Below are 17,162 nucleotides of genomic sequence, written 5' to 3' on the forward strand. Positions count from 1 at the left end.
GTCAGTGTTGTTTTCAGCTAAGTGATACATTCATGTCAGTAATGGTTTTTGGCGATAAGTCTTTAGACTTATCGCTTCCTCGCGTTATGGGGATTTTAAACGTAACCCCAGACTCCTTTTCCGATGGCGGCAAGCACAACAGCTTTGATGCCGCAATGCGTCAGGTTGACTCCATGATTGCAGACGGTGCTGATTTCATCGATGTGGGCGGGGAGTCGACTCGCCCAGGTGCGACAGTAGTGGGCGAGCAAGAAGAGTTAGAGCGAGTGCTGCCTGTAGTGGAGGCGATTAAACAGCGCTTTGATACCATTGTGTCGGTTGATACCAGTACGCCTTCTGTCATCACAGAATCTGCAAGTCTGGGTGTTGGTTTTATCAATGATGTGCGAGCTCTAGAGCGGGATGGTGCGCTTGCAGCCGCAGCCGCGACTGGGCTGCCTGTTTGCCTAATGCATATGCGCGGAACACCGCAAACAATGCAAGAATCACCAGCTTACGAAGACTTGGTGCTGGATGTCGAGCGATACTTAATTGAGCGTATCGAAGCTTGCGTCGCCAATGGTATTCAGAAAGAGCAAATTATTTTGGATCCTGGTATCGGTTTTGGTAAAACTCTCGTCCATAATACGACCTTACTGAAGCACACAGAGCGGTTATTGGCGTTAGGTCATGAAGTGCTGATTGGTGTGTCGCGTAAAACTATGATTGGTGACATTTTAGGGGTGCCTGTTTCTGAGCGTTTGTTTGGCACCATGGGGGCAAATGCTTCTACCTATCTAAAAGGCGCTCGAATCTTCCGTGTCCATGATGTTAAGCCTCATGTGGATATGTTGAAGGTCATGCATCAGATTGAAGAGAGTCGTAATGCGTAAATATTTTGGTACCGATGGTATTCGTGGCGAGGTTGGTAAAGGGCCGATTACGCCAGAATTTATGTTGAAACTGGGGTGGGCTGCGGGTCAGGTCTTCAAAGAACATGATAAGAAAATTTTAATTGGTAAAGATACTCGCATATCAGGCTACATGTTTGAGTCTGCACTAGAGTCAGGAGTTGTCGCAGCGGGAGCAGATGTACGTTTGGTCGGCCCTATGCCGACGCCAGCTATCGCTTATTTGACGCGTACGTTTCGCGCGAGCGCAGGGATTGTGATCAGTGCTTCTCACAACCCTTATACGGACAATGGAATTAAATTTTTCTCGGCTCAAGGCGGTAAGCTATCCGATGAGTTAGAAGAGAAGATTGAATATTATCTAGATCAACCGATGCAGGTGGTAGACTCTAGTCTCATTGGTCGTGCTAAGCGGATTGATGATGCCGCTGGGCGTTATATTGAGTACTGTAAAGGCACATTCCCAATCGGTTTGCAGTTATCAGGTTTGAAGATTGTTGTGGACTGTGCTGATGGGGCAACCTATCACGTGGCGCCACGCGTATTCTCAGAGCTGGGTGCTGAAGTGATTCCAATTGGTGTCAATCCAGACGGTTTAAATATTAATGAAGACAGTGGTGCGACCAAGCCCGAGTTGTTGCGCAAGAATGTATTAGCAGAAGAAGCAGATATTGGTATTGCCCTAGATGGTGATGGTGATCGTCTGATCCTAGTTGATCGCTATGGCAAGGTGTGTGATGGTGACGATGTATTGTACATCATTGCTAATCATCTGATGGATACAGGTCGATTCAATGGTGGTGTTGTTGGCACACTCATGAGCAATTTTGGTTTAGAGTTGGCTTTTTCTGAAAATGGTATTGGCTTTAGTCGAGCCAAAGTAGGCGACCGCTACGTTAATGAAAAGCTAATTCAGCACGGTTGGGTGTTGGGTGGTGAACCATCAGGACATATTGTATGTCGAGATATCACGACAACTGGAGATGGTATCATTGCTGCTTTGCAAGTACTGCGTGCCATGGTCGAAGAGGGCAAGGCGCTGCATGAATTGCTTGGTGGGTTAATCAAATTTCCGCAAAAACTTAAAAATGTCCGTGTGGCAGCTCGCTTTGCGCCAGCTGAAGAGCCCGCTTTGCAAAAAGCCATTGCCATGGCAAATGAGAGGCTAAATGGTTTGGGGCGCGTTTTGTTAAGGGCGTCAGGCACTGAGCCTTTAATTCGCGTCATGGTAGAAGGTCGTGACCAAGAAATGGTTGATGAATTAGTCGATTATTTAGCTGCTGAAGTGGAGCGAGTGGCAAAGGAAAAGAATGGGCAATTAGCTGATTCCTAAATTAAAAACCGGAAATAGCGCTTGATCTAGTATAGACAATTCCCTAGAATAAGCGCCTCTAAATTAGAGGTATCGTTATGACACGTCGTAAGATCGTCGCAGGTAACTGGAAAATGAATGGCTCATCTGAGTCGGTTGTACAGCTGGTTAAAGGTTTAGAATCTAACGATGCCGTTGATGTGGTGATTGCTCCAACGTTTGTGTATCTGCCCATTATATCAGAAGCCCTCAACGGCTCAGAGATAATGCTTGCAGCACAAACAGTTTCGGAGTTTGCTTCGGGTGCTTACACAGGTGAAGTAAGTCTAGCTATGCTAAAAGACTTTACTGTTACACATGTGATTTTGGGGCATTCTGAGCGACGCTCTCTATTTCTAGAGACAGATGCGCAAGTAGCTAATAAAGTTCTGGCGACGCTTGACGCAGGGCTTACACCTATTTTATGTGTGGGTGAAACGCTGGAGCAGCGTGAAGCCGGCACAACACTTGAAGTCTGTAACGCTCAAGTGGACGCTGTACTTGAAAAAGTCGGTGTTGAATTGTTTGAGAAAGTTGTGATCGCGTACGAGCCTGTTTGGGCAATTGGTACGGGCAAATCAGCAACTTCTGAGCAAGCTCAAGAAGTACATAAAGGAATTCGAGATAACATTGCTGAGAAATCCTCGGAAATTGCACAAAAAGTTGCGATTTTGTATGGTGGCAGTGTTAAAGCGTCAAACAGTGCTGAGTTATTCGCTCAGCCAGATATAGACGGCGCCCTTGTTGGTGGTGCCTCTTTAGATGCTAAAGAATTTAATTCGATTATAGAGTCTGCGAAGTAAAAAAATGGAAGCTTTAGTTTTAGTTGTTCATGTATTAGCGGCTGTTGCTATCATCGGGTTGGTGTTGATACAGCAGGGTAAAGGTGCTGATGCGGGCGCTTCCTTTGGTGGGGGTGCATCGCAAACAGTGTTTGGAAGCCAAGGTGGCGGTAGTTTTTTTGGTAAATTGACTGCTGTATTTGCGTTGGTGTTCTTTTTGACAAGTTTTGGTTTGGCGTTTTTTGCAAGCGAGCAAGCTAAAACAGTTAGTGGTGGTTTGGAATATGTTCCAAATGCATCTCAAGTTGAAGAAACAGTGGAAATGCCTGAGATTGATGCGGGTAGTTCTTCAGCGAATCAGGATATTCCCTCTGTAGATTAAAAATCTACATCTAGAAAATTGCCGATGTGGTGGAATTGGTAGACACGCCATCTTGAGGGGGTGGTGGCCTACGGCTGTGCCGGTTCGAGTCCGGCCATCGGCACCAATCTTGTGATGAGCTTATATCTAATGTATAATATGTTCATTGTTGACGCGGGATGGAGCAGTCTGGTAGCTCGTCGGGCTCATAACCCGAAGGTCGTCGGTTCAAATCCGGCTCCCGCAACCAACCTAACTTAATACTTTATTTCAAGTTTTAAGTTGAGGTCTGAAAAGATCTTAGAGTTTGGATGGCCCCTTTATGGGGTTTTTTGCTATCTGAACTCCTGTTAAATGGGCCTAGTGCCCGTTTTTTGTTTCTACGCTTTTTATCGGAGAAGTTATTTGTCTACTAAATTTGCACAACTAGAAGAGCTTATCAGGCCTGTTGTAGAGGGTTTAGGCTTTGAATTTTGGGGGCTTGAATATCTTTCTCTTGGCAAGGACTCTGTTCTACGTGTGTTCATCGAAACAGACGCCGAGAAAGGTATTGATGTAGAAGATTGCGCAGCCGTGAGTCGCCAAGTCAGTGCGATCATGGATGTTGAAGATCCTATTTCTGGCGAATATAACCTTGAAGTGTCATCTCCTGGTTTAGATCGCCCATTATTTGAACTCAGCCAATACCAGCGCTTTATGGGCTCGGTTGTGTCATTACGCTTGCGTGTACCTTTTGATGGTCGCCGCAAATTTAAAGGTCAACTCACCAGCATTGAAGGTGATGAAGTGGTGCTGCTCGTAGATAACGAAGAGTACTTGCTGCCAATTGAGTTGATTGAAAAAGCAAACATTGTTCCTCAGTTTTAATTTATTCAACCTTTGAAGAGAGGCTAAAAGGATGAGCAAAGAGATTCTTTTGGTAGTAGAAGCGGTATCCAATGAAAAAGATGTGCCAAAACAGGTAATCTTTGAAGCCGTAGAAACTGCTTTAGCAAGCGCTGCAAAACGTCGTTTTGAAGGCGAAGCAAAAGTGCGTGTATCGATTGATCAGCGTACAGGTGATTACAAAACTTTCCGTCAGTGGGACATTGTTGCTGACGAAGATTACTCTGCGCCAGATTCTGAATTAACAACAGATGATATGGAAGAGATGGGGCTTGCTCTTGGAGCAGGGGAAATCTTTGAGGAAGAAATTGAATCGGAAGAGTTTGGGCGTATTGCTGCACAAACAGCCAAGCAAGTAATCGTACAAAAAGTACGTGAAGCTGAGCGTGCGAAAATGGTGGCTCAGTATAGCGATAAAGTTGGTAAGCTCGTTCACGGCCAAGTGAAAAAAGTAACCCGTGATAGCTTAATAATTGACCTAGGTGAAAACGCTGAAGCATCTTTGCCAAAAGACGCTCTCATTAACCGCGAAACATTCCGTTTAAATGACCGTATTCGTGCGTTGTTACAAGAAATTCGTGAAGATAACCGCGGGTCTCAATTAGTGCTTTCACGTACTTCTCCAGAATATATGGTGGAATTGTTCCGTCTTGAAGTGCCAGAAATCGCAGAAGAAGTGATCGAGATTCGTGGCGCCGCTCGTGATCCTGGTTTACGTGCGAAAATCGCTGTTAAAACTAGCGACCGTCGTATTGACCCGATTGGGGCTTGTGTAGGTATGCGCGGCGCACGTGTACAGGCGGTTTCCAATGAAATGAATGGTGAACGCGTTGATATCGTGCTTTGGGATGATAACCCTGCACAACTTGTTATCAATGCAATGGCGCCTGCCGAAGTAGACTCAATCGTGATTGACGAAGACTCTCATGCTATGGATGTAGCAGTGAAGAGCGACAACTTAGCTCAAGCGATTGGTCGTAATGGTCAGAACGTTCGCCTAGCATCAGCCTTAACTGGCTGGACTTTGAACGTAATGACTGCTGAAGATGCTCAAGCGAAGCAACAGGAAGAGTCTCAGAAACTGATTGACTTGTTTGTTTCTGCATTGGACATCGATGATGACCTAGCGATTCAGCTAGTAGAAGAAGGCTTTGCAACGATTGAAGAAGTTGCATACGTGCCAATGGAAGAAATGTTAGACATCGACGGATTTGATGAGGATTTAGTAAACGAACTACGCACACGTGCCAAAGAAGCGTTATTGAACCAAGCGCTGCAAGCGGAAGAGCAGTTAGAAAGTGCTCAACCAGCGCAAGACTTGCTAGATATGGATGGTATGGATAATCACCTAGCCTTGGTTTTAGCATCGAAAGGCGTTGTGACAATGGAAGACTTAGCAGAGCAATCAGTTGATGAGTTACTTGAGATTGATGGTATGGATGAAGAGCGTGCCGCAGCATTAATTTTGACCGCGCGTGCACCATGGTTTGCTGAATCTGAATAAAATCTGAGTAAAAAGGGGGAACTTAATGACAGTTCAAACCGTTAAGATATTATCTGAACTGGTCAATACGCCAGTCGAGAAACTATTAACTCAGATGAAAGATGCTGGTCTACCACACAATAGTGCGGACCAAGAAGTATCTGATGTTGAGAAGCAAATACTGTTAAACTACCTAAAGCGTCAGCATGGTGATGTAGGTGAAGGCGAAGGTGAAAAACGAATCACTCTACAACGTCGCACTAAGAGCACACTATCAGCGGGCGCAGGCAACAAAACAGTAAATGTTGCAGTTAAGAAAAAACGCACATACGTACAACGCACAGATGCCAATGATGAGCTAAAACGCCAACAAGAATTGTTGGCAGAGCAACGCGCGGCAGAAGAGCAAGCACGTATTGAGGCTGAAAAAGCTCGCGAAGAGGCGGCAAAACTTGAAGCCGAACAGGCAGCGAAAGCGAAAGCTGAAGCTGAAGAAACAGCTCGCAAAGAAGCGGAGCGCTTGAAGAAAGAGCGTGAAGCAGCGGAACGAGCGGCACAGCAAACGGAGCCAAACGACTCCGATATGGGAGCGGATAAACTCGTGGATAATTCGAAAGAGACCAAAACCAATCGTAAGGTTTCTCCAGCAGCAGGTGAAGGCAAGTCAAACAGCCCAGCACCAAAAGGCAAGAAAGCTGCGCCTAAACACAACGATCGTAAAGATGACAAGCCACGTGGTCGCGCTGATCAGAAGCGTGGTGGCCGTGTCTCAATGAATGACGATGACGAGTTCTCTCGTCGTGGTGGTAAGCGCAAGCTTAAGAAACCTTCTAAACAAGAGCATGGTTTCCAGAAACCAACGGCTCCAATCATTCATGAAGTCGCACTACCAGAGAGTATCACGGTTGCTGACTTGGCTGAGAAAATGGCCATCAAAGCCGCAGAAGTGATTAAGGTAATGTTTAAAATGGGCGCAATGGCGACCATTAACCAAACGATCGACCGTGACACAGCGACTCTAGTGGTTGAAGAAATGGGTCACAAAGTTAAGTACATCGATGAGAATGCACTAGAAAACGACATGATCGATGCGATCGATTACGAAGGTGAATCGATCAAACGTGCACCAGTTGTAACGGTAATGGGTCACGTTGACCACGGTAAAACATCGCTACTTGACTACATTCGTACAACTCGCGTTGCAGCAGGCGAATCTGGTGGTATCACACAGCATATCGGTGCTTATCACGTAGAAACTGACCACGGTATGGTGAGCTTCTTGGATACACCTGGACACGCGGCGTTTACATCAATGCGTGCTCGTGGTGCACAAGCAACGGATATCGTCATCCTAGTGTGTGCGGCAGATGATGGCGTAATGCCTCAAACGATTGAAGCGGTTCAGCACGCTCGTGCTGCGGGTGTTCCAATCGTTGTTGCTATGACTAAGGTCGACAAAGAAGCAGCTGACATCGATAAAGTTAAAAACGAGCTAGTAGCACAAGAAGTTGTTCCTGAAGAGTGGGGCGGTGACGTTCAATTCGTAGGTGTGTCAGCGAAGTCTGGCGAAGGTATTGATGAGCTTCTAGAAGCCGTACTTCTACAAGCCGAAGTTCTTGAGCTAACAGCAGTACCAAGTGCACCGGGTAAAGGTGTGGTCGTTGAATCTCGCCTAGATCGTGGTCGTGGTTCAGTTGCTACTGTTCTTGTACAAAACGGTACATTGAAGAAAGGTGATATCGTTTTGGCTGGCCTACAAATGGGGCGTGTCCGTGCTCTGCTTGATGAAAACGGTAAAGCAGTCAACGAAGCAGGTCCATCTATCCCAGTAGAGATTCTAGGTCTTGACGGTACACCGGATGCAGGTGAAGAATTCATCGTGGTTGCCGACGAGCGTAAAGCGCGCGAAGTTGCCAACTTCCGTCAAGGTAAATACCGTGAAGTACGCTTTGCTCGTCAGCATTCAGCTAAGCTTGAGAACCTATTCTCAAATATGGGACAAGACGAAGTAGGTACGCTAAATATCGTACTAAAAGCCGACGTTCGTGGTTCTTTGGAAGCTTTGATCAAGTCTTTGACTGACCTAAGTACTGACGAAGTAAAAGTGAACGTAGTATCGAGCGGTGTAGGTGGTATCACTGAAACTGACGCGACCCTAGCACTTGCTTCTAATGCGGTAATCTTCGGTTTTAACGTTCGTGCAGATAGTTCAGCGAAGCAGTTTATCGAGCGTGAAAGCGTAGACCTGCGTTACTACAGCGTTATCTACAACATCATCGATGATGTGAAACAAGCCCTATCAGGCATGTTGACACCGGATCTACGTGAAGAAATCGTAGGTACTGCTGAAGTACGTGATGTATTCCGTTCACCTAAGTTCGGCCTGGTTGCAGGTTGTATGGTGGTTGAAGGTACGGTTTACCGTAACGAGAAGATCCGTGTTCTACGTGATAACGTGGTTATCTTCGAAGGTGAACTAGAATCTCTACGTCGCTTTAAAGACGCTGTAAACGATGTCCGTCAAGGTATGGAATGTGGTATCGGCGTTAAGAACTACAACGACGTGAAAGAAGGCGATAAGATCGAGGTCTTCAAGACTATCGAAGTCGCTCGTACACTTTAATATAGGGCAGCAAGATGGCAGGCGAATTTAGTCGTACTAGTCGTATTGGTGATCAGCTCCAAAAGGAGCTGGCCTCCCTTATTCAATTTGAAGTGAAAGATCCACGCCTAGGCATGGTAACGATCAACGAAGTCCGAGTCGCAAAAGACTTGGGCTACGCGGATATCTACTACACCGTATTAGGTTTGGATGACAATGCAGAGCGCTTGGCGGAAAACCAAGCGGCTTTGGACAGCGCGAAAAACTTCTTACGTCATCGCTTGGCGAAAGAAGTAAAACTTCGTGTGATGCCGCACCTGCGTTTCCATTACGACGCCAGTGTTGTAAACGGTGCGCGCATGTCTGCATTGATTGAAGAAGCTGTTCAGAAAGATCAGCGTAAGAACCAAGATTCAGAAGAAGAGTAAGCGCTTACCATGGGTAAAACGCAATGGCGCGCCATTGATGGCGTTGTGCTACTAAACAAACCTCTGGGTCTTAGCTCTAACCAAGCGTTACAAAAAGTTCGCCGTGTGTTCCGTGCTGCCAAAGCCGGACACACGGGGGCACTTGACCCACTTGCCACTGGCATGCTTCCGCTGTGCTTAGGCGAAGCCACCAAATTCTCGCAATTCCTTCTCGACGCTGATAAGCGTTACATCACTTGTATTGAACTGGGTATTCGTACTACCACAGGTGATAAAGAAGGTGACATTCTGACTAACGAAACCGTACCGCAGCTTTCTGATGATGAATTAGAGACGCTACTTAACCGTTTTCGTGGTGAGATTGAGCAAGTTCCACCGATGTACTCCGCGTTGAAGCACGAAGGTAAACCTTTGTATGAATACGCACGCCAAGGCATCACCATTGAGCGTAAGCGCCGCAAAGTGTTTATCTCAAACTTGCAGGTGCTAGAGCGCAGTGAAAACACCTTAACTTTGGACATTAGCTGCTCCAAGGGGACTTATATTCGCACCATTGGTGAGGATATCGGTGAAGCGATGGGCTGTGGTGCGCACCTTAAGACTCTGCATCGAGTGTCGACAGCGGGCTACGATCCGGCGGATATGTTGACCATTGAAGAGTTTGAAGCGTTAGCTGAGCAAGGTGAGGGTATTCTTGACCAACAACTGATGGGCTCAGATACAGCTGTGCTGCATTTGCCTGAAGTTGTCATGTCAGTGCAAGAATCCCAAGATATAGTATTTGGTAGATTACTAAACGACACGCGTGGTTTTGATGAAGGTCAATTGCTGCGTCTATACGTGGATGGCTCACGTGCTTTCATGGGCTTAGGCGAAGTGAAAAAAGGCAAAATTAAGCCGCATCGATTGGTAAATACGAGTGAGTTAGCCAAAAAATAGTGCTAGAATACTCGGCCTTAGGATGACTGAAAATATGCTCGGCCACCCTGAATTTTTAATTGCATATTATTATCGGAGATACAGATTATGGCATTGTCTGCAGAACAAAAAGCAGCATTGGTTGCAGAGTTTCAAACTAAAGAAGGCGACACTGGTTCACCAGAAGTTCAAGTTGCATTGCTAACTAAGAACATCGAAGGTCTACAAGGTCACTTCAAAGCAAACAAAGGTGACCACCATTCTCGTCGCGGTCTAATCCGCATGGTAAACCAGCGTCGTAAGCTGTTGGACTACCTAAAGCGTAAAGACGCAGCACGTTACACTAGCTTGATCAAAAAGCTAGGTCTACGTCGCTAAGACAGAGAAAGGGCCATAGAGATATGGCCCTTTTTTCTTAAAGGCCTCCCAAGGGACAGCCTGTACTTCACATGTATTTTTTCGTTCAGCGAAGCAGCAAAGAATACATCTGAGTACTGGCTACTAAAGATTGTCTTTGGGAGAAAGTTACAAAAAATAAGTTAAGGAATACGAGTGAGTATTACGACTAAAACTTTCCAATACGGAAATCAAGAAGTTACCCTAGAAACAGGCCGTATCGCACGTCAAGCGACAGGTGCTGTTCTATGTACAATGGGCGATGCACAAGTACTTGCAACAGTGGTAGGCGCAAAAAGCGCTAACGCTGGTCAAGACTTCTTCCCTCTATCTGTACACTACCAAGAGCGTACTTACGCAGTAGGTAAAATCCCAGGTGGTTTCCTAAAGCGTGAAGGCCGTCCTTCAGAAAAAGAAACCCTAACGTCTCGTCTAATCGACCGTCCAATTCGTCCACTGTTCCCGAAAGGCTTCATGAACGAAGTACAAGTTGTTTGTACAGTAATGTCGACTAACACTGACCTAGACGCCGACATCCCAGCAATGCTTGCAACCTCTGCAGCACTAGCTGTATCAGGTATCCCATTCAATGGTCCAATCGGTGCAGCACGTGTAGGCTTCAACGATGAGTCTGGTTACATGCTTAACCCACTAAACTCTGAGCTAGCAGAATCTCTACTAGACATGGTGGTTGCGGGTACTAAAGACGCAGTACTAATGGTTGAGTCTGAAGCACAAGAGCTAACTGAAGACGAAATGCTAGGTGCAGTTCTTTACGCACACAAAGAAATGCAAACAGCAGTTCAAGCGATCAACGAATTTGCAGCAGAAGCTGGCAAACCACGTTGGGAATGGTCCGCTGAACAAGCAAACGCTGACCTAGTAGAAGCGGTTAAATCTGGCTTCGCTGCGCAAATCGAAGAAGCGTACACCATCTCTGAGAAAATGGACCGTTACGCGAAACTTGGCGAAGTTCGTCAAGCGGCAATCGAAGCGCTTGTCACAGAAGAAGGCCCATACTCAGAAGGCGAAGTATCTGCAGTATTTGGCAAGCTTGAGAAAAACATCGTACGTCGTCGCGTAATCGACGGCAAACCACGTATCGACGGCCGTGACAACAAAACTGTTCGTGGCATCAACGTTGAAGTGGGCATGCTTAAGAAAACTCACGGTTCTGCTTTGTTCACACGTGGTGAAACCCAAGCCATCGCTACTTGTACACTAGGTACAAGCCGTGACGCACAGATCGCTGATGGTCTAGCGGGCGAATCTAAAGACAGCTTCATGCTGCACTACAACTTCCCTCCTTACTCAGTAGGTGAGTGTGGTCGTATGGGCGGTGTCGGTCGTCGTGAAATCGGTCACGGTCGTCTAGCGCGTCGTGGTGTACAAGCGGTGCTTCCTTCTGAAGACGAATTCCCATACACAATCCGCGTCGTATCTGAGATCACTGAATCGAACGGTTCAAGCTCAATGGCGTCTGTATGTGGTGCGTCTCTATCTATGATGGACGCTGGTGTTCCTCTTAAAGCGCCAGTTGCGGGTATCGCAATGGGTCTTGTGAAAGAAGACGACGGCTTCGCAGTCCTAACTGATATCCTAGGTGACGAAGACCACCTAGGTGACATGGACTTCAAAGTAGCGGGTACTGAAGAAGGTATCACGGCGCTACAGATGGACATCAAGATCGAAGGTATCAACGAAGAGATCATGGACATCGCTCTAACTCAAGCGATGGAAGCACGTAAGCACATCCTACGTGAAATGGCTCAAGTAATTGGCTACGCTCGTCCAGAAGTATCTCCGAATGCACCATCTATGGCGACATTCAAAATTGATCCTGAGAAGATCCGTGAAGTTATTGGTAAAGGCGGCGCAACAATCCGTTCTATCACTGAAGACACTGGCGCATCTATCGACCTAGACGACGACGGTACAGTACGTATCTACGCACCTGATAAAGCTGCATCTGATGCTGCGATGTTACGTGTCCACGAAATCACTGCAGAAGCAGAAGTCGACAAACTTTACCAAGGTAAAGTAGTACGTCTTGCTGAATTCGGTGCTTTCGTAAATATCCTTCCAGGCAAAGATGGTCTAGTACACATCTCTCAAATCGCCGAAGAGCGCATCCGTGCAGTGGCTGACGTACTAGAAGAAGGCCAAGACGTCATCGTTAAGGTTCTTGACGTAGACGCTCGTGGTCGTATCAAGCTATCTATCAAAGAAGTGACAGAAGAAGAAAAAGCAGCATTCGTAGCTGGCTAATCTTCTAACTTCTGTTAGACCCTTAAAAGGAGCACCTCGGCGCTCCTTTTTTATTGCCTGCGATTTATTGGATGGCTGTCTCAGCCCAATGGTACGACCCGATTCCATCAGGGATGAGCCTTGCATGCCTGCAGCAAACCGCAGCTTTTGTAGGACCGCGGTTCCCGCGGGAATGGCTCTTTTGTAGGAGGGGAATCTTTCCCCGATCTTTGTACGACCCGATTGTATTCGGGGATAGAGCTCATTTCTGAGATAGATATCAGAGGCTGCTGGTTTTCCAGCCTCGGCCTTCCAATTCGCTTTTTTGCTCCCTCCCATGTAATTCAATTTGCTTAAAAGTTGATCACGCAATACAATTGATTTGTACCAATATTGGTGCAATGAAGCATAAGGACTTAAAATGACCCGGAAAAGGATGCCGGCTCGGTTCTACTGCAATATTAATGGAATAGAACCGGTGAGAGAGTGGCTTTTATCGATTGATAAACAGGATAGAGCGCTAATAGGACAAGATATTAAAACCGTAGAGTATGGTTGGCCAATCGGTATGCCAACCTGTCGTTCTATGGGAGGCGGTCTTTGGGAAGTGCATTCCAATTTATCCAATGGAAAGATTGCCCGAGTGCTTTTCTGTTGTCACGCATAAAGCCTAATACTGCTCCATGGGTTTATAAAAAAAAACCAGAAAACACCAAAAACCGATTTAGATTTGGCGAAGAAGCGAAAGCAAGAGGTGGAAAATGCCTAATGTACATATTGGTTCATCATTCGATGATTTCTTGGAAGACACTGGCGCATTAGCGGAAACCAATGCCGTTGCGATCAAGCGCGTGATCGCTTGGGAAATCCAGCAAAAGATTGAGCTTGAGCACATTTCAAAAAGCGCCATGGCAAAGCGCATGAACACAAGCCGCTCGGCGTTAGACCGCCTGCTTGATCCGAACAACACCTCAGTCACATTGCACACATTAGATAACGCAGCAAAAGCCCTAGGCAAAACAATCAAGATAGAATTAGCTTAACCTGTGCGACCCGATTCCAATCGGGGAAGAGTGCCTCGCATACCTGATACAAACCACTGTCTTGTAGGACCGCGGTCCCCGCGGGAATGAATCTAGCATCTCTGAAATAGATCGCGTAGGTTGCAGGTTTTCCAGCCTCGGCCTCCCAACCAGCTACGCTGCTTTATCCCATGCAGTTTAATTTGCTTGCGCACGTCTCGTCACCTCCTCAACCATGAGTGGTGCACTTATTATCTGAATTTGCGGTGTTCTATCATAATAATGCCTTTTAGGCTGTCTTTTGTAAAATTTAAGTAAAGCTGCTTTATTGATTAATTTTAGTTCACTATCTTCTTGATCTAAATTTTCAAGGAGATAAGAAAATGCAGGAAATGCCATCATGGGATGTTTTATATAACAACTATCCGGCTTTGAAAGCTGGTCAAGTATTTAAAAGAATTGGCGGGAAAGTTGAGCTTAACTACGATATTGGTGTCTTTGCTAACGCTTGTGCAACAAGGATATCATCGGCTCTTAACAAGTCAGGTGAGCCTCATAAAATTCCATACTATAGATCCGTTGGCCCGAGCGGAAAAGTTGAAGCGCAAGTCTCATCCGGTAGCCAAAAAAACTGGCATATTTTTAGAGTTCAAGTACTGATTAAATACTTAACTGAGAAATATGGTTCACCAAAGGAGTATTCGCCCTCAAATTATGAAAGTGAAATGAAAGGACGTAAAGGTATCATTATATTTGAGGTTCAGGGGTGGTCTGATGCGACTGGTCATGCTGATTTATGGGATGGGAATCAGTGTGTATATCAAGGTTATGGTAACCTAGCACATAAAGTACTCTTCTGGGAGGCTTTATGAAGATCCAGATTAAATGCTTGTTTTATTTAATTTTAATACTTAGTTTTTCTAGCCATGCAACGGAAAAAATAGGTCGTGGTAGCTTATTAGAATTTTCTCAAGCAAACTGTTTATTCTGGTACTTTAAAGAGAAGGGCTATGAAACAGAGGATATAAAGAATATATCTTCTGGAATTGTTAGTTTAAGTCACTTGTCGCCTGATAAATTTAGAGAAACAGCTTTTCTAGTAAAAAACTATGCTCCTTCAGTAAGTACGAAAAAAAATATCGATCCGAATCTCAATAAATGCTTTTATATGGTGAAAGATAAACTTTTCATTGAAAAGCTGAATAATATATATGAAAGATAGTTAATGCCTGAATCTTACGATGAATACGCCTCTAGACCTAAAAAGTTGCATTATGGAGGCGTTTATGAAGCCTCGTCAGACAAAAAGTTTTCATTTGCTTCCATCTCCTCAGCTCTCCCTCAACAATACCAAGTAGTTTTCAGGCGTCATGGGTTTGTGAAAGTAATAGCCTTGGCCAATCTGGCAGTTTAGCGCTTTTACAGTCTGCATTTCTTCGTAGGTTTCAATGCCTTCGGCGATGCTTTGAGCGTGAGTTTTCTGGCACAGGTTGATGATACAGTCGCTTAAGATATAGTTAATCTTGGAGCTGTCAATTGAGCTGACAAACATGCGGTCCAGTTTTATTTCAACGGGCGAGAGTGAGACGACATTGCGCATGGAGCTGTAGCCGGTACCAAAGTCGTCAATCGAGAAGTTAAACCCTTGCTCCTTTAGACTGGAAAAGTTTGCTTTGAAAACGCTGCTGTCATCAAAGATTGCAGTTTCTGTTACTTCTAATAAAATTTGATTAGCAGGGATTTCATAACGTTTTTTCAATTCAACAATCTTGTCGCAAAACCCGGGTTGCAACAAATCTGTGGCGGAGATATTGATTGATAAGCTTCGGCCTTTTATGGCGTTAGGATTTTCTCTCAGCCATAAGAAAACGGAATTAAAAACATATTGGGTGATTTTGACAATCAGCCCCGTTTTTTCAGCCAGTGGAATAAAAAGAGCAGGTGAGACATTGCCCAGTTCCTTACAATGCCAACGTAGTAAAACTTCAGCACCAACAATATATTGATTGCTTAGGTCTACTTGTGGCTGAACCAAGAAATGCAGTTGTCCGTGTTTTAAATCTCTGTTCAAAAGTGACAGTACTTGTAAGTGATATTTATGATCAGACTTCATCTGCTTGTTAAATACACTCCAATCATCATGACTGCGCTGGTTCACCTCGGCTGCTAACTGCGCATTCTGATATAATTTCTCGATTGTACTGGCGTTCTCTGAGCAAGATGCTACCCCTATGCTAGCGGGATAAGAGAACTCTAAACCTTCAATGGATTGGTTTTTCTCCAGCGTTAGCATTAATTTGGGCAAAATGCTCTCAATATGACTGAGTGAGCAGATAAATACACCATTGCAGGTGCTCGCTCGAATTAACTTAACTCTACTGCTTTCCTGCCAAGGTATACTTTGTACCTCAGGCATCTGCATTAATGTCCGATTGATATTGATAAACATTTGTTTAACCGCGAGGTTCGCGTTAGCGGGACCGACGGCTTGGATCAAAGTCTGATGACCTGATAGCACGATCAAAACCAGACAGGCAACATCACCTTCTTCGGCTTTTGACTGACATAAAGGTTGCATTTCAGTTAGTAAGAATTGGTGATTAGGTAGCTCAGTTAGTGAATCTGTTAAATTAAAAAAATGACGGTCTTGGTTGATTTGTCTTATACGAGCACTGTAAGCAAAAGAAAACCCCAATAGCTGGCATAGGGATGATATTAGAAAGGCGTATTCCGTCCAACTGTTATAAGGAATGACTGCCCAGTAAACTAAGGATCCACTTAATGCACCCAATACAAAAATGCTCCACGAAAATAAATACAAACGCGTGGCTAGGGTATGAACAGATTTTGTATAAAATGCCCAGTAGGTACATAAAGCGGAGCCAACTATCTGCATAATCAGAAAGATTGGCGCCATTTTATTCTCTTCAAGCAACACACTAATTAAGACTAGCGCTGCAAAGATCGCATCCAATTTAAAACGGTGAATCCAGAAGAATGGGTGGTGTTTTTCAATGTTTAAAAAACTCAAACTAAAACGACATACAGTCCAGAGTAATATTGAGTGTAGAGTTAAGATATTTACTGAAAGCCACTCATGTAGAGAGTCGTTTGGCACTAGATAGCGACTAAACCCCAAAATGAAACTAAGTGATAGGATTAGTCCAGCGTTGAATAATACGTAGTAGAAAAACGAGCGCTCCCGTATCATTAGGTAGATCAAAATGTTGTATCCCAGTAACAGAATTAATGCAGTGAGCGACATTACCCAAAATGTGTGTTGCTGCTTTTTAGCTAGATCGACCGTGCTTTGATCGAATAAAGCAATGGGAAACAAAATCGGACCACTGCTGCTTCGACGAATCAACAAATTGGTCTCTTTATCAGAGGCAAGTGTAATAGGAATCCAGATGCCTTGATAGGTTGTATGTTCATTCCAAATTTGTCGATCACCTCTTGCCCATGCCTCCACTAAATCTGTACCGTGGAATAGGTAAAAGTTAAGCTCATCAATCATAAAGTTATTCACCTTCAGATAGTACGTAGTCGCACGTTTACTACCGTTCGCTGGGAAGACTAACTTGTGCCAGTAAATGGCATCGGAAAAGCTACTATTTGGGTAATGTTCAGTTGAATAGACTTGTTGCAGTGCTGCGGAAGGTAAAATTGAGGTTGTTTCAACCCAGGTCGGCAAAGGCTTAGAAAAGTATTCGCCATTTATTACAGGCCTGTCTAATCCATGTGCCTTGAACGACAAAATCATGAGAACGAGATAAAAGAGAATAGTCTTCATCCGT

Annotated in this window: 15 protein-coding genes, 2 tRNA genes and 1 pseudogene; 17 read left to right on the forward strand and 1 reads right to left on the reverse strand. The window is 45.0% G+C overall.

Annotated elements, in window-relative coordinates; translation table 11 throughout:
* The first annotated feature begins 32 nt into the window (after positions 1 to 32).
* The 17 genes and pseudogenes from folP (at position 33) to ACXAC1_RS11880 (ending at position 14,587) form a co-directional block, all read left to right on the forward strand.
* Entirely contained in the window at positions 33 to 872 is an 840-nt protein-coding gene (gene folP, locus ACXAC1_RS11800; RefSeq protein ID WP_475061645.1) for a dihydropteroate synthase, read from the forward strand.
* Complete coding sequence (glmM, locus tag ACXAC1_RS11805) at positions 865 to 2,223, forward strand: phosphoglucosamine mutase (RefSeq protein ID WP_475061646.1); 1,359 nt, start codon at positions 865 to 867, stop codon at positions 2,221 to 2,223. Before folP ends, glmM begins: the two co-directional genes overlap by 8 nt.
* A gap of 77 nt (positions 2,224 to 2,300) precedes the next feature.
* Entirely contained in the window at positions 2,301 to 3,044 is a 744-nt protein-coding gene (tpiA, locus tag ACXAC1_RS11810; protein WP_475061647.1) for a triose-phosphate isomerase, read from the forward strand.
* Positions 3,045 to 3,048: 4 nt separating this feature from the next.
* Positions 3,049 to 3,405 (forward strand): preprotein translocase subunit SecG, encoded by a 357-nt coding sequence (gene secG, locus ACXAC1_RS11815; protein ID WP_475061648.1) that lies wholly within the window; start codon positions 3,049 to 3,051, stop codon positions 3,403 to 3,405.
* 20 nt (positions 3,406 to 3,425) lie between these two features.
* Positions 3,426 to 3,511 (forward strand) — tRNA-Leu (locus ACXAC1_RS11820).
* A 46-nt stretch (positions 3,512 to 3,557) separates the two neighbouring features.
* Positions 3,558 to 3,634: transfer RNA gene (locus tag ACXAC1_RS11825), tRNA-Met, on the forward strand.
* 155 nt (positions 3,635 to 3,789) lie between these two features.
* Positions 3,790 to 4,251: a ribosome maturation factor RimP gene (gene rimP, locus ACXAC1_RS11830; RefSeq protein WP_475061649.1), complete on the forward strand. Its 462-nt coding sequence runs from the start codon at positions 3,790 to 3,792 to the stop codon at positions 4,249 to 4,251.
* A gap of 31 nt (positions 4,252 to 4,282) precedes the next feature.
* Positions 4,283 to 5,773, forward strand: coding sequence for a transcription termination factor NusA (nusA, locus tag ACXAC1_RS11835; RefSeq protein WP_475061650.1), 1,491 nt, complete (start codon positions 4,283 to 4,285; stop codon positions 5,771 to 5,773).
* A gap of 25 nt (positions 5,774 to 5,798) precedes the next feature.
* The gene (infB, locus tag ACXAC1_RS11840; protein ID WP_475061651.1) at positions 5,799 to 8,375 is read left to right on the forward strand and encodes a translation initiation factor IF-2; all 2,577 of its coding nucleotides are present in this window, start codon (positions 5,799 to 5,801) and stop codon (positions 8,373 to 8,375) included.
* Between the two features lie 14 nt (positions 8,376 to 8,389).
* Entirely contained in the window at positions 8,390 to 8,782 is a 393-nt protein-coding gene (gene rbfA / locus ACXAC1_RS11845; protein ID WP_133563452.1) for a 30S ribosome-binding factor RbfA, read from the forward strand.
* A 9-nt stretch (positions 8,783 to 8,791) separates the two neighbouring features.
* Positions 8,792 to 9,721: a tRNA pseudouridine(55) synthase TruB gene (gene truB, locus ACXAC1_RS11850; protein ID WP_475061652.1), complete on the forward strand. Its 930-nt coding sequence runs from the start codon at positions 8,792 to 8,794 to the stop codon at positions 9,719 to 9,721.
* Between the two features lie 87 nt (positions 9,722 to 9,808).
* Positions 9,809 to 10,078 carry a 30S ribosomal protein S15 gene (rpsO, locus tag ACXAC1_RS11855; protein WP_067206182.1) on the forward strand — a complete coding sequence of 90 codons (270 nt, stop codon included), beginning with the start codon at positions 9,809 to 9,811 and terminating at the stop codon, positions 10,076 to 10,078.
* A gap of 174 nt (positions 10,079 to 10,252) precedes the next feature.
* Positions 10,253 to 12,364, forward strand: a complete 2,112-nt coding sequence (pnp, locus tag ACXAC1_RS11860) for a polyribonucleotide nucleotidyltransferase (RefSeq protein ID WP_475061653.1) — start codon at positions 10,253 to 10,255, stop codon at positions 12,362 to 12,364.
* A 457-nt stretch (positions 12,365 to 12,821) separates the two neighbouring features.
* Positions 12,822 to 13,112, forward strand: a pseudogene (locus ACXAC1_RS11865) (type II toxin-antitoxin system RelE/ParE family toxin).
* Positions 13,105 to 13,386, forward strand: coding sequence for a helix-turn-helix domain-containing protein (locus ACXAC1_RS11870; RefSeq protein WP_475061654.1), 282 nt, complete (start codon positions 13,105 to 13,107; stop codon positions 13,384 to 13,386). Before ACXAC1_RS11865 ends, ACXAC1_RS11870 begins: the two are co-directional and overlap by 8 nt.
* Before the next feature lie 362 nt (positions 13,387 to 13,748).
* The gene (locus tag ACXAC1_RS11875) at positions 13,749 to 14,237 is read left to right on the forward strand and encodes a type VI secretion system amidase effector protein Tae4 (RefSeq protein ID WP_475061655.1); all 489 of its coding nucleotides are present in this window, start codon (positions 13,749 to 13,751) and stop codon (positions 14,235 to 14,237) included.
* Positions 14,234 to 14,587, forward strand: coding sequence for a hypothetical protein (locus ACXAC1_RS11880; RefSeq protein ID WP_475061656.1), 354 nt, complete (start codon positions 14,234 to 14,236; stop codon positions 14,585 to 14,587). Before ACXAC1_RS11875 ends, ACXAC1_RS11880 begins: the two co-directional genes overlap by 4 nt.
* A 108-nt stretch (positions 14,588 to 14,695) precedes the next feature.
* Here the strand turns inward: ACXAC1_RS11880 and ACXAC1_RS11885 are convergent, their stop codons facing one another.
* Positions 14,696 to 17,158, reverse strand: coding sequence for an EAL domain-containing protein (locus ACXAC1_RS11885; protein ID WP_475061657.1), 2,463 nt, complete (start codon positions 17,156 to 17,158; stop codon positions 14,696 to 14,698).
* Between the last annotated feature and the right edge of the window lie 4 nt (positions 17,159 to 17,162).

It is taken from the genome of Marinomonas sp. AWM4_232 (genome assembly GCF_056158325.1).